The 13,043-nt window shown below is 66.4% G+C and carries 13 protein-coding genes; 8 read left to right on the top strand and 5 right to left on the bottom strand.

The features are described from left to right. The first annotated feature begins 108 nt into the window (after window positions 1–108). Together ku and ligD are read left to right on the top strand one after the other, a co-directional pair. On the top strand, window positions 109–978 hold the full coding sequence (gene ku, locus ASE83_RS01485; RefSeq protein ID WP_055786910.1) for a non-homologous end joining protein Ku: 870 nt from the start codon (window positions 109–111) through the stop codon (window positions 976–978). Between the two features lies 1 nt (window position 979). Next, window positions 980–3,382: a DNA ligase D gene (ligD, locus tag ASE83_RS01480; protein WP_055786913.1), complete on the top strand. Its 2,403-nt coding sequence runs from the start codon at window positions 980–982 to the stop codon at window positions 3,380–3,382. Between the two features lie 10 nt (window positions 3,383–3,392). Here ligD and galE read toward each other — a convergent pair whose 3' ends face one another. Continuing rightward, complete coding sequence (gene galE, locus ASE83_RS01475; protein WP_055786916.1) at window positions 3,393–4,388, bottom strand: UDP-glucose 4-epimerase GalE; 996 nt, start codon at window positions 4,386–4,388, stop codon at window positions 3,393–3,395. 64 nt (window positions 4,389–4,452) lie between these two features. On the opposite strand from galE, the gene msrA reads away from it, so the two are divergent. Both msrA and ASE83_RS01465 read left to right on the top strand, forming a co-directional pair. Next, entirely contained in the window at window positions 4,453–4,995 is a 543-nt protein-coding gene (gene msrA, locus ASE83_RS01470; RefSeq protein ID WP_055786919.1) for a peptide-methionine (S)-S-oxide reductase MsrA, read from the top strand. Between the two features lie 107 nt (window positions 4,996–5,102). Next, on the top strand, window positions 5,103–7,088 hold the full coding sequence (locus ASE83_RS01465; protein WP_055786923.1) for a GAF domain-containing protein: 1,986 nt from the start codon (window positions 5,103–5,105) through the stop codon (window positions 7,086–7,088). Window positions 7,089–7,152: 64 nt separating this feature from the next. Here the strand turns inward: ASE83_RS01465 and ASE83_RS01460 are convergent, their stop codons facing one another. The 3 genes from ASE83_RS01460 to ASE83_RS18740 all read right to left on the bottom strand — a co-directional run bounded on the left by ASE83_RS01460 (window position 7,153) and on the right by ASE83_RS18740 (window position 8,116). After that, window positions 7,153–7,404: a GlsB/YeaQ/YmgE family stress response membrane protein gene (locus tag ASE83_RS01460; protein WP_055757526.1), complete on the bottom strand. Its 252-nt coding sequence runs from the start codon at window positions 7,402–7,404 to the stop codon at window positions 7,153–7,155. Window positions 7,405–7,513: 109 nt separating this feature from the next. Then, a complete protein-coding gene (gene sciP, locus ASE83_RS01455; protein WP_055786926.1) occupies window positions 7,514–7,816 on the bottom strand; it encodes a CtrA inhibitor SciP in 303 nt (100 codons plus the stop codon). 99 nt (window positions 7,817–7,915) lie between these two features. Further along, window positions 7,916–8,116: a hypothetical protein gene (locus ASE83_RS18740; protein WP_200931503.1), complete on the bottom strand. Its 201-nt coding sequence runs from the start codon at window positions 8,114–8,116 to the stop codon at window positions 7,916–7,918. A gap of 182 nt (window positions 8,117–8,298) precedes the next feature. Between ASE83_RS18740 and mnmA the strand changes: the two genes are divergently transcribed. The 3 genes from mnmA to dapD all read left to right on the top strand — a co-directional run bounded on the left by mnmA (window position 8,299) and on the right by dapD (window position 11,030). Then, window positions 8,299–9,393 (top strand): tRNA 2-thiouridine(34) synthase MnmA, encoded by a 1,095-nt coding sequence (gene mnmA / locus ASE83_RS01445; protein WP_055786929.1) that lies wholly within the window; start codon window positions 8,299–8,301, stop codon window positions 9,391–9,393. Between the two features lie 159 nt (window positions 9,394–9,552). Beyond that, window positions 9,553–10,215, top strand: coding sequence for a pyrimidine 5'-nucleotidase (locus ASE83_RS01440; RefSeq protein ID WP_055786932.1), 663 nt, complete (start codon window positions 9,553–9,555; stop codon window positions 10,213–10,215). Continuing rightward, the gene (gene dapD, locus ASE83_RS01435) at window positions 10,212–11,030 is read left to right on the top strand and encodes a 2,3,4,5-tetrahydropyridine-2,6-dicarboxylate N-succinyltransferase (protein WP_055786935.1); all 819 of its coding nucleotides are present in this window, start codon (window positions 10,212–10,214) and stop codon (window positions 11,028–11,030) included. The genes ASE83_RS01440 and dapD overlap by 4 nt, the downstream gene beginning before the upstream one ends. Before the next feature lie 54 nt (window positions 11,031–11,084). On the opposite strand, the gene ASE83_RS01430 is transcribed toward dapD, so the two are convergent. Further along, the gene (locus tag ASE83_RS01430) at window positions 11,085–12,317 is read right to left on the bottom strand and encodes a dipeptidase (protein WP_055786938.1); all 1,233 of its coding nucleotides are present in this window, start codon (window positions 12,315–12,317) and stop codon (window positions 11,085–11,087) included. A gap of 79 nt (window positions 12,318–12,396) precedes the next feature. Here ASE83_RS01430 and ASE83_RS01425 point away from each other — a divergent pair, with 79 nt between their 5' ends. Next, window positions 12,397–12,915: a hypothetical protein gene (locus ASE83_RS01425; RefSeq protein ID WP_156352583.1), complete on the top strand. Its 519-nt coding sequence runs from the start codon at window positions 12,397–12,399 to the stop codon at window positions 12,913–12,915. The last annotated feature ends 128 nt before the right edge of the window (window positions 12,916–13,043 follow it).

Here is a 13,043-nt window from a genome sequence, read left to right as displayed (position 1 = left end):
ATACGCCCTTTCGCAGCCGATTTCACCCCGACCCGAAAGGCAGGAGTGGGAACGACTCTTTCCCCTGCGAATTGAATCGGTTGAGCAACGATTTCGGGGGCAGGCGGTATGGCGGCACGGGCAACTTGGCAGGGGCAGATTCGCCTCGCCCTCGTTTCGATCCCGGTTGAAATCTACAGCGCGACCAAATCGGGCGCCAGTGTCAGCTTTCGCCAGATCCACGAACCCAGCGGCAAGCCGATCCATTATGAGAAATCGGTGACCGGGATCGGTCCGGTCGATCCGGACGAGATCATGAAGGGCTACCAACTCGAAAAGGGCGAATATGTCCTGCTCGACCAGGACGAGATCGATGCCGTCAAGCTGGAGTCGAAAAAGACGTTGGAGCTGACCCAATTCGTCGATGCGCATGAGATCGACGTGATCTATTACGAAAAGCCCTATTTCGTGGTGCCCGCCGACGATCTGGCCGAGGAGGCGTTCGTCGTGCTGCGCGAGGCGTTGAAGCGGACGAAGAAGGTCGGCCTGGGGCAGCTTGCGCTGCGCGGCCGGGAAGTTGTCGTCAGCCTGAAACCCTGCGGACGCGGGCTGGTGCTCGAAACCTTGCGCTATGCTGATGAGGTCAACCGGGCGCAGGCCTATTTCCGCGATATTCCCGATACGAAGCCCGATGCCGATCTGCTCGACCTGGCCGAGACGCTGATCGCAAAGAAGACCGCGGCGTTCGACCCCAAGGAGTTTCACGACCGCTATGTCGATGCGCTGAAGGACCTGATCGAGCGCAAGGCCAAGGCGAAGGGACGCAAGATCGTCGATACCGCTGCCGACGACGAACGGCCGAGCGGCGGTAATGTCGTCGACCTGATGGCGGCGCTCAAGAAATCGCTGGAAAAGCCGGCGGCAAAGGCTGCGCCGAAGAAACCTGCCGCGAAGAAGCGCGCGCCGGCGAAGAAGACCCCGGCCGCCAAGCGCGCCTGACATGGCGCGCAAGTCCGACCGCCTCGCGACCTACAACGCCAAGCGCGACTTCGCGCGGACCGCCGAACCGGCGGGGACGCTGGCGAAGGGGCAGGGCAATCGCTTCGTGGTACAGAAGCATGACGCGACCCGCCTGCATTATGATTTCCGGCTGGAGGTAGACGGGGTGCTCAAAAGCTGGGCGGTAACGCGCGGTCCCAGCCTCGATCCCGATCAGAAGCGGCTGGCGGTGCGGACCGAGGATCACCCGCTCGACTATGCCGGGTTCGAGGGCGTGATCCCGGCGGGAGAATATGGCGGCGGCACGGTGATGCTGTGGGATGAGGGGACATGGTCGCCGGTCGCGGGAAAGTCGGCGAAGGATCTGGACAAGGGTCATCTCCATTTCGTGCTGGCGGGGCAGCGGATGCGTGGTGAATGGCTGCTGGTCCGGCTGAAACCTAGGGCCAGGGAGAAGCGCGAAAACTGGTTGTTGCGCAAGGTCGCCGACGCGCAAGCGGGCGGCACCGACACGCTGACCGCGACGATGCTGACCAGCGTGACGACGGGGCGGACGATGGAGGAGATCGCGGCGGGCAAGCGCCCCCGCCGCAAGCCCGTAACCAAGGCGAAGCGTCCCGCCTTCGTCGCACCGCAACTCGCGACGCTGGTCGATGCGGTGCCGACGGGCAGCGACTGGCTGCATGAGGTCAAATATGACGGCTATCGCATCCTGATCGCGACCGGCGGCGGCGGTCCCCGGCTCTATACCCGCACCGGGCTGGACTGGACCGGGAAGTTTCCGGGCATAGCCGAGGCCGCTCAGAACCTGCCGGGCGGCCTGCTGATCGATGGCGAGGTCGTGGCGCTGAAGAACGGCAAACCCGATTTCTCGACATTGCAGGCCGCGATCAAGGAGGGCGGCGAGATGCGCTGCTTCGCCTTCGACCTTCTCCACGACGCCGATGGCGACCGGCGTGAGGAACCGCTGGTGCGGCGCAAGGACCGGCTGCGCGCGGTTCTGGCCGATGCCGATCCGCGCATTGCCTATTCGGAGCATGTCACCGGATCGGGCGAGCGGCTGTTCGCGGCGATGTGTACGGAAGGGTATGAGGGGATCGTGTCGAAGCGCGCTGATGCGCCCTATCGCGGCACCCGTTCGCGCGGCTGGCTGAAGGTCAAATGTATCCATCGGCAGGAGTTCGTCATCCTCGGCTGGCTGCCGAGCGCGGCCAAGGGACGGCCGTTCAGGTCGCTGCTGCTGGGGGTGCAGGGCAAGGATGGCTTGCGTTATGTCGGGAAGGTCGGCACCGGCTTCGATGCGGCTGGGATGTCCGAAATAGAGGCGGCGCTGGCCCCGCTGGCGCGCAAGACGCCGCCGGTCGAGCTGCCCGCCGCGCTACGCCGGGGCGCGAAATGGGTAACGCCCAAGCTGGTGGCGGAGGTCGCCTTCGCCGAATTCACCGGCGACGGGATGGTGCGCCATGCGAGCTTTGTCGGCCTGCGCGGCGACAAGGCGGCGAGCGATGTCGTGCGCGAAATGCCGGTCGCGGCCGATGCGACGCCCGCGGTTCGCATCACCAGCGCCGATCGGGTGATCTTTCCCGGCGACCGGCTGACCAAGGGCGATCTTGCCGCCTATGTCGAACGCGTCGCATCCTTGTTGCTGCGCACCGCCGCCGACCGGCCGCTCAGCCTGGTGCGCTGTCCGCAGGGGCGGGGCAAGGCGTGTTTCTTCCAGAAACACGACGCTGGCAGCTTCGGCGACGCGGTCCATGCGATCGACATCGCCGCGAAGGACGGCAAGCGCGAACCCTATCTCTATGTCCGCGACGCCGCCGGGCTGCTGTCCTGTGTGCAGATGGGGACGATCGAGTTCCACGGCTGGGGATCGGGTATCGTCGATGTCGAGAAACCCGACCGGATGGTCTTCGACCTCGATCCCGACGAGGGGCTGGATTTCGCCGATGTGAAGCGCGCGGCGCATGACCTCAGCCGTCATCTGGCCGACCTTGGCCTTGCCAGCTTCGCGATGCTGTCGGGGGGCAAGGGAGTGCATGTCGTCGTACCGCTGACGCCCGATGCCGGCTGGCCGGTGGTCAAGGATTTCGCCGACCGCTTCGCCCGCGCGCTGGCCCAGGCGGAACCCGACCGGTTCACCGCGACGATGGCCAAGGCGAAGCGGAAGGGCCGCATCTTCATCGACTGGCTGCGCAACCAGCGCGGCAGCACCGCCGTCCTGCCCTATTCGGCGCGCGCCCGGCCCGGGGCGCCGGTGGCGGCCCCGGTCGCATGGCGCGAACTGGACGCGATCGACACCCCGGCACGCTGGACGATTCGCGATGCCGACGACCTGCTGGAACGCGCCGACAGCCGGCTGCTGGCCGGCTGGGGCATCGCCGATCAGGTCTTGCCGGACCGGTAGGGCCGTACCGTCAGCCCGCGCTGCGTTCGGCCAGCTTGCGCTCCCACCCCAGTGCGTCGCGCACGATCTTGTCGAGATCGGCATGTTGCGGCCGCCATGGCAGCGTGGCGAGGATGGTGCTGTTGTCGGCGACCAGCGCATCGGGATCGCCGGCGCGGCGTCCTTCCAGCTTGCGCTGGATGGTCTGGTTGGTCGCGCGATCGACTGCATCGAGCACCTCCAGCACCGAATAGCCGCGACCATAGCCGGCATTCATCGTGTGGCTCTTCGTCGGCTCCGCCATCAGCAGGTTCAGCGCATGGACATGCGCATCGGCCAGGTCGCTGACATGGATATAGTCGCGTACGCCGGTCCCGTCCGGCGTCGCGAAGTCGGTGCCATAGACGCCGACATGGGCGCGCTTGCCGGTCGCCGCCTCGACCGCGACCTTGATGAGATGGGTGGCGCCCGCCGTCGACTGGCCGGTGCGCCCCTGCGGATCGGCACCGGCGACGTTGAAATAGCGCAGCGCGGCATAGTTGATCGGATGCGCGGCGGCGACATCGGCCAGCATGATCTCGGTCATCAGCTTCGACATGCCGTAGGGATTGATCGGCTGTTTCGGGCTGTCCTCCCGCACCGGCACGACCTCGGGAATGCCATAGGTCGCGGCGGTCGAGGAAAAGATGAAGTGCTTCACCCCTTCGGCCACCGCGCTCTCGATCAGGCTGCGCGAGGCGGCGGTGTTGTTGCGGTAATATTTGAGCGGGTTCTCGACGGATTCGGGCACCACGACCGATCCGGCGAAGTGCAGGATCGCGTGCACGTCATGCTCGCGCATCGCCGCGCGCACCGCCACGTCGTCGCTGATGTCGGCCACGACCAGCGCCGCGCGGGGATCGACCGCCCAGTCGAACCCGGTGACCAGATTGTCGACCACCACCACGTCATGGCCCGCATCGAGCAGCGCCAGCACCGCATGGCTGCCGATATAGCCCGCGCCGCCCGTGACCAGAACCTTGCCCATTACCGTACCCCCGATTGCACCGTCGTCTTGCGCGCCTATCTCTTCGACCAGAGGAGATTGTGCAATGGCTACCGAACAGGCGACCTTCGCCGGCGGATGTTTCTGGTGCACCGAGGCGGTGTTTCGCGACGTGATCGGCGTCGAACAGGTCGAAAGTGGCTATATCGGCGGCACGGTCGAGCATCCGACCTACAAGCAGGTCTGCGGCGGCGATACCGGCCATGCCGAGGCGATCCGCGTCACCTACGACCCGGCCGTCATCGGCTATGACGAAATGCTCGACATCTTCTTCGCCACGCATGATCCGACGCAGCTGAACCGCCAGGGCAACGATGTCGGTACCCAGTATCGCTCGGCGATCTTCCCGCATTCGCCCGAACAGGAAGCGGCGGCCCGTGCGGGAATCGAACGTGCGGGCGAAGGGCGCGGCAAGATCGTCACGACCATCGAACCGCTGACCACTTGGTATCCGGCCGAAGACTATCACCAGGAATATTGGGACGGCGAAGGGCAGCGTAACCCCTATTGCATGGCGGTGATCCCGCCCAAGCTGCAAAAGCTGCGGAAGAGCTTCGCCGCGCGCAGCCGCGCTGCCGAATCCACCTGACGCGGTTGGCGGGATGAGTTTGCAAGGGCCATGCCAACACTGGCGCGGCCCTTGTGCCATGGACGGCGAATTGCTATCCGGATCATGGCCATAGGGGCAGGACGAACATGGGGGCGACGATCGATACGACCGGATCGAACCGGCGATTTGCCGCGATCCGCGACTATCGGCTGATCGAGGCGATCGGCGATGGCGCGCAGGAAGACCTTGCCCGACTGGCCGCCGAAATCTGCGAAGCGCCGGTGGCGTTGGTTACCCTGCTGGCGGCGGACCGGCAATGGTTCGTGGCGACGGTCGGTACCGATCTGTGCGGCACGTCGCTGGACGATGCGATCTGCACCCACGCGCTGGATGTCGACGACATCCTCGTCATCCCCGACCTTTCGGTTGATCCCCGTACCTGCAACAGCGGGATCGTGGTCGGCGATCCACAGATACGCTTCTACGCCGGCGTCCCGCTGCGTATCGCCGATGGCGTTCCGGTCGGCACCTTGTGCGTCATCGATGTCGTCGCGCGGCCCGACGGGTTGAGCGTGACGCAGCGCGACATGCTGCTGCGCCTCGCCCGACAGGCGGTGACCACGCTCGAATTGCGGCGGTTGCTGGCAGAGCGGGATGAAACGCTACATCGCATTGCTGCGACCGAAGCGGCGCTGACCGGCAACGAACTGCGCTGGCAGCGGCTGTTCGAGAATATCAACGACGGCTTTGCGCTGGGTGAAGCGATCCGCGATGCCGATGGACGGGTGGTCGACTGGCAGTTCGTCGACGCCAATCTGGCGTGGTTCGCGCTGTCCGGTGTCGATCGCGACCGGATGCTGGCGCTGACCGGGCGGCAACTCGATCCCGCGGCGCCCGGGCAGTGGGCGGCCGATCTGCACCGGATGCTGTCGGATGGAGCGCCGACCGGCTTCATCCACCATGTGCCGAATATCGGGCGCTGGTTTCGTGGGCATTGCTTCCGGATCGATGGTGATCGCTTCGGCGCTATCCTGCGCGACATCACGCTCGACCGTGCGGCGGAGAGCCGGCAGTCGGCGCTGATCCAGCTGGGCGATGCGCTGCGCGACTGCCACGACGTCGCCGATGTGGCGCGCGCCGCATCCGAACTGGTCGGACGGACGCTTGACGTATCCGGCGCGGGTTTTGGTCGGATCGACGCGGACGTCACCCAGATCGAGATCGGGTCCGACTGGACGGCCGCAGGGGGCGCTTCGCTGGCAGGGCGACAGCCGTTGGACGGGTTCGGCGATCTGACGGGCGACATCGCGAACGGCGACGCCGTCATGGTCGCCGATGTCCGTGGCGACGCACGTACCGCCGCCCGGGCCGATGCCCTGCTGGCCCGCGACATCGGTGCGTTCGTCATCGTGCCGGTGCGCCGCGACGGGCGGATCGTATCGGCGTTCATCGTCCACGCCGCCGGGCCGCGCCGCTGGAACAGCGAAGAGATCGTATTCCTGCGGAAAGTAGCCGACCGGGTCGAGGTCGGCATGGCGCAGGTCGAATCGGAAGCGCGCCAGAGCCTGCTGATCCAGGAACTGGCCCATCGGCTGAAGAATACGCTGTCGATGGTACAGGCGATCGCATCGCAGACGCTGCGCGGATCGGTCGACCGCGCACCGCTGGACGCGTTCGAACGCCGGTTGCAGGCGCTGGGCGTGGCGCATGACGTGCTGGTCGAGCGGAATTGGGTCGGGGCCGATATGCGCACCACCATAGGACAGGTGATGGCGGTGTTCGGCTGCAACGATCGCATCGCGCTGACCGGCCCCGATGTGGCGCTGGGCGCGCGCGCGGCGTTGGCGATGGCGCTGATCCTCCACGAACTGGGGACCAACGCGGTCAAATATGGCGCGCTGTCGACGGTGGAGGGCACTATCCTGCTCGACTGGGCGGTGGCCGATGGCCAGTTGGCGATGACGTGGCAGGAACGCGGCGGACCGGTCGTCTGCCAGCCGGCGCGGCGGGGATTCGGGTCCAAGCTGCTGCGGCTCGGGCTTGCGGGCACCGGCGACAGCGTGATCTGCTACGATCCGGCGGGCGTGCGGGTGTCGATGCGCGCCGCCTTGTCCGAACTGACCGGCGGCTGACCACAGCAAAACGGGCCGCCCCGGCAGGGGCGACCCGTATCGATCGTGTCGATCGCCGGTGCTTTTAGCGCACCGAACCGCGACGCACGAGGTTCACGATCGCGAGCAGGACAATCGCGCCCAGCAGCGAATACAGGAAGCTCATGACAGTGATGCCGTTATTGATGTTCGCGCCCGTCACGAAACCCGCGATGACCGCGCCGACGATGCCGACGACGACATTCAGGATGATGCCCTGCTGCGCATCGGTCCGCATGACAATGCTGGCCAACCAGCCAACCACACCACCAACGACCAGCCAGATGATGATACCCATGAGACGTCCCTCCATTGAAGTCTGCAACCCGGTGACCTTCGTACCGGGCGTACTGAGGGAAAGACTCTTTAAAGACTGGCTTGTTCCGCCTCCGTTTTAACTCCGCGTCTCAATATTTGCGCTGCTGGCGCTCGTAGAGGGATTTGTAATGCTGGATTCGCGTCACGCGCAGGCCCGGCATCCCCGATCGGTCGACCGCGCGCTGCCAGCTGGCGAATTCTTCCGCCGACAGATTGTACCGCTGACAGACGTCGTCGACGCTCAACAGGCCGCCATTGACCGCCGCGACCACTTCCGCCTTGCGGCGCACGACCCAGCGGGTCGTTTCGGGCGGCGGCAGCGAATCGATCGTCAGCGGCTCGCCGAGCGGACCGATCACTTTTGCCGGACGAATCTTGTGGTTCTCAATCATACTGGACCTCGAGCCGGGGAAGCTCCCCTGAAACCTTCTTGCGCGGTCATACGCGAACGCGGTTGAACATCGGCTAAAATGGCTAGGTAAACATCGTCTTCATCCGCTCGCATCGTGCCAATTCTTCGCGACAGGCCGGTATTCCGGCGCGACGCACCCCCGCAGCAAGGCGGCGGTCCATCCGTTGAACGCCCCGTCGACCGGATTGAGCAGGGACACCGGCGCGCGGTTCCATGCCAGTCGGGTCTGCAACCGCGCCGTCGGCGTTGCCGCCTGCCGCCCGGTCGCCGAAGCCAGCAATACAGCCAGCTCCGTCGGCAGGGTGGTGACCGTGGAACCACGGTCGAAACGTGCGAAGCTCAGATCCAAATTTTCTTCCAGCAACAGGACTTAGGAGACTGTGTTACGCCGACACTGTTGAAGGTACGGTAAATGGAGCCGCATTTTTGCAACCGGACGGCGAAGCGCCTATCTGGCGACCCATGGACCTTGGTGAATTTCAACTGGATGCCCCCCTTTCCGCGCGTCGCATCGTGGTGGCGATGTCGGGCGGGGTGGACAGTTCGGTGGTCGCGGCACTCGCCCATGCGACGGGTGCGGAGACGATCGGCGTCACGCTGCAACTCTACGATCACGGCGCGGCGGTGGGTCGCGCCGGATCGTGCTGCGCCGGACGCGACATTCGCGATGCACGGGCGGTGTGCGATCGGCTGGGCATCGCCCATTATGTCTTCGACCATGAAAGCAGCTTTCGCGAGACGGTGATCGACGATTTCGCCGATGCCTATCTGGCCGGGCGCACGCCGATTCCGTGCGTGAAGTGCAACATGGGGCCGAAATTCACCGACCTGTTCGCCCTTGCCCGCGATCTGGGCGCCGATGCCCTTGCGACCGGTCATTATATCCGGCGGGTGATAGGCTCGGCGGGTGCCGAGCTGCACCGCGCGATCGATCCGGCGCGCGACCAGAGCTATTTCCTGTTCGCCACGACGCAGCCGCAGCTCGACTTCCTCCGTTTTCCGCTGGGCGCGATGCCGAAGGCCCGCGTGCGCGAGATCGCCGCCGAACTGGGGCTGGGGGTCGCAGGGAAACCCGACAGCCAGGACATCTGCTTCGTCCCCGACGGCGACTATGCCGGACTGGTCCGCAAGCTGCGTCCGGAGGCGAGGGAAGGCGGTGAGATCGTCGATCTGGCGGGCCGGGTGCTGGGGCGGCATGGCGGGCTGGTCGGCTATACCGTCGGGCAGCGGCGCGGGCTGGAGATCGGCGGGCTGGCCGAGCCGCTCTATGTCGTCCGCCTCGAACCCGCGACCAAGCGTCTGGTCGTGGGACCACGCAGCGCGCTGGCGGTGGGCGCGGCGCGGCTGTCGGACATCAACTGGATCGGCGGCGACCATGTGGGACCACTGACCGCGAAGGTCCGTTCGATGGCGAAGCCGGTACCGGCACGGCTGGAGGGCGAACGATTGGTGTTCGACGCGCCCGAATATGGCGTGGCGCCGGGGCAGGCGGCGGTGCTCTATGCCGGCGACCGCGTGCTGGGCGGTGGCTGGATCGAAGGGACGGAGGCCATCTAAGTCCTCCCCGGCACGGGGAGGAGGACCAGCGCAGCTGGTGGACGGGGTGTCGGCGTCCACAACGGTCGCGTGGCGGCCAGCTTCCCTCCACCACCGCTGCGCAGCCGTGCCGGAGAGGAGCTTGCCCCCGTCCGACGCACCGCCTACAGCCCCGACCCGATGCTGCCTGCGCTATCCCATGTCCGCGACTGGATCTTCGATCTGGACAACACGCTATATCCGGCGTCGTCCAACCTGTTCGCCGAGGTCGAGGCGCGCATGGGGCAATATATCTGCACCCTGCTTGATTGTGATATCGACGAAGCGCACCGGGTGCAGAAGATGCATTTCCACAATCACGGCACCTCGCTGTCGGGGCTGATGGCCGAACAATCGGTCGACCCGTATCATTTCCTCGATTTCGTCCACGATATCGACCTGTCGCCGCTGGTGCCCGATCCCGACCTGCCGCGCCTGCTGGCTGCCTTGCCGGGGCGCAAGCTGGTCTTCACCAATGGCGACGCGCCCTATGCCACGCGCGTGCTGGAGCGGCTGGGCCTGTCCGACAGTTTCGCGGGTATCCACGACATCCACGCCACCGCGTATCGCCCCAAGCCGCATGTCAGCGCCTATGCCGGGCTATGCACGGCGTGGGAGATCGATCCGACGACCGCGTTGTTCGCCGAGGACATGGCGCGCAACCTCGTGCCCGCCAAGGAAGCGGGGATGACGACGGTCTGGGTCGACAACGGGTCCGAACAGGGGCCGGTCGTGGGACGCGACCATATTGATTACACCACGCACGACATCGTCGCGTGGCTACGCTTCGTGGAGGAATCATGACCGACCTTGCCGCCCAGATCGATGCCGCCTGGGAAAACCGTGCCGAGCTGACCGTCCATACCCGGGGCGAGGTGCGGGATGCCGTCGACGCCGCGCTGGCGCTGCTCGATTCGGGCGAGGCGCGGGTGGCCGAGCCGGTCGGCGATGGCTGGCAGGTCAACCAGTGGCTGAAAAAGGCGGTGCTGCTGTCGTTCCGCCTGAACGACAACGCCATCATGGACGGTCCCGGCGGCACCAACTGGTTCGACAAGGTGCCCAGCAAATTCACCGGCTGGGGCGAGCATCGTTTCCGCGAGGCCGGCTTCCGCGCGGTGCCGGGCAGCATCGTCCGGCGCGGCGCCTTTGTCGGCAAGGGCGCGATCCTGATGCCGAGCTTCGTCAACATCGGCGCATGGGTCGGTGAAGGCACGATGGTCGATACCTGGGCGACGGTCGGCAGCTGTGCGCAGATCGGCCGCAACGTCCATTTGTCGGGCGGGGCCGGCATCGGCGGCGTGCTGGAACCGTTGCAGGCCGATCCGGTCATCATCGGCGACGGCGCGTTCATCGGCGCGCGTGCCGAAGTGGCGGAGGGCGTCAGGGTCGGTGAGGGCGCAGTCCTGTCGATGGGCGTCTATCTCGGGGCATCGACCAAGATCATTGACCGCGCGACCGGCGAAGTCTTCCGCGGGGAAGTCCCACCCTATGCGGTGGTCGTGCCCGGATCAATCGGTGGCGGCGACGGCAAGCCCGCGCTCTATTGCGCGGTCATCGTCAAGCGGGTCGATGCCCAGACCCGCAGCAAGACTAGCATCAACGACCTGCTGCGCGACTGATCGCACCGCCATCGCGGGACGGCGCGTACCGTCCCGCGATTGGCGTATGGGCTTTCAGGGATAGGTGGCGTCGACCGGACGCTGCCCGGCCATCGACTTCGCCACCGCCTCAGCCTTTCCCAGCACGCGCAGCACGTTCCCCTGCGCCAGCGCCGCCAGATCGGCATCGCTCCAGCCGCGCCGCGCCAGTTCGGCGAACAGCAGCGGATAGCCGTCGACCCCGCCCATCCCCTCCGGCCCGGTGCCGGAGATGCCGTCATAATCGCCCCCGATGCCGACCGCCGCGCGCCCGGCAACCTTCGCGATATGCTCGACATGGTCGGCCATGGTCGCCGCCGTCACGCGCGGGGCGGGATTGGCCGCCTCCCACGCCTTGACCGCCGCCGGTGCCTGCGCACCATAGAGGTTGCCCGGCAGCCCCTGCGCCTTGGCAAAGGCACCGCGCCGGTTGTCCCATTCGTTCCACTGCGCCGACAGGAACGCCGGATAGGCGTTGACCATCACCAAGCCGCCCTTCGCCCCGATCTGCCGCAAGAGGTCGTCGGGAATGTTGCGCGGCCGGTCGGCCAAGGCGCGGGCGTTGGAGTGCGATGCGATCACCGGCGCCTTCGATTCGGCCAGCGCCGCCGCCATCGTCGCATCGGACACATGGGCGACGTCGATCAGCATCCCCAGCCGGTTCATCTCGCGCACCACCTGTCGTCCGAACGGGGTCAGGCCGTTCGCCTGCGGAGTGTCGGTCGACGCATCGGCCCAGCCGACGCTCTTGGTATGGGTCAGCGTCATGTAACGGACGCCAAGGTTGTAATATTGGCGCAGCACCGACAGCCGCCCGTCGATCTGGTGCCCGCCCTCTACGCCGATCAGCGAGGCGACGCGACCGCTCTTCGCGATCCGGGCCATGTCCGCCGCATCGCGCGCCAGCGCCATGCGAGTCGGGTTCGCGCCGATCATGCGCCGTACGATGTCGATCTGCTCGATCGTCGTCTCCACCGCCTGCGGACCGGTGGTCGTTGCCGGTATCCACACCGACCAGAATTGTCCGCCGACATGGCCGCGCTTCAGGCGGGCAAGGTCGGTCTGCAGCGGCGGATCGATCCGGCTGGTGTCTTTCGTCAGGTCGACTGCTTCGACCGCCGCATGGTGATGTTCGCGAATGCCCCAGGGCAGGTCGTTATGCCCGTCGATGATCGGCGCCCGTTCCAGCACGCGCTCGGCCCGCGCGCGGTCCTGTGCGGACGGGGCAGGGGCCTGGGCGGCGGCGAGCAGTAGGAGCGGCAGGATCATCGGCCCACGCTAATCCGTCGCCCGGGGCCGCGACAAGTGCTACGCATGGCATCGGCCATGCGCCGGGGATATGGGAGACGTGCCGATGTACGCCATGCTGTTGCTGCTGGGACAGGCCGCGACGCCCGCCGTTCCGCTGGCCGGCCCGCCTGAGCGCATCTCGATCCTGGTCGACCCCTGCGCATCCCGGCGGCGCAATTCGCAGGACGACGAAATCCTCGTCTGCGGCGAAGCGGCGCGCGATCCACGCCTGCCACTGCCGGCGGAGCGCACCCCGCCCGATCGGCCGTTGGCATCCAACCCTTATGCCGATGGGCGTGGCGCGGAACTGGCATCGATCGACCCTTGTGCCACCCGGTCGGAGGGCTGCACCACCGGTGTCGACATGATCGGCGGCGGCGTCTTTGCCATTCGCGCGATCGGCAAGCTGATCGATCCGGACAGCTGTTGCGAGGAACCGGGCGAATATAAGGACGTCGGCAAGCTGATTGGCGACATCGTGCGGGGTGTGAAAGGCGGCCCGTCGAAGAAGGAACGGGCGAAGCGCGTGGCGATCCCGCTCGATCCGGCGGTGCCGTTGCCGGTGGCGGCTAAGTAGGGAGCTGCGTCGCGAGGCCGGCGAAGGCTGGGGGCCAGTCGGGAGCGGTCGCGACTTAACGTCGCCCAGCGAAGGCTGGGGCCTCCAGCGACTTCTTCGCTACACTGTCAGCAGGAGATCTCAGCCTA

The sequence above is a fragment of the Sphingomonas sp. Leaf32 genome (assembly GCF_001421765.1).
Classification (GTDB): domain Bacteria; phylum Pseudomonadota; class Alphaproteobacteria; order Sphingomonadales; family Sphingomonadaceae; genus Sphingomonas.
The sequence above is the reverse complement of the archived record's forward strand: the minus strand, read 5'-3'. Positions and strand labels throughout refer to the sequence as shown.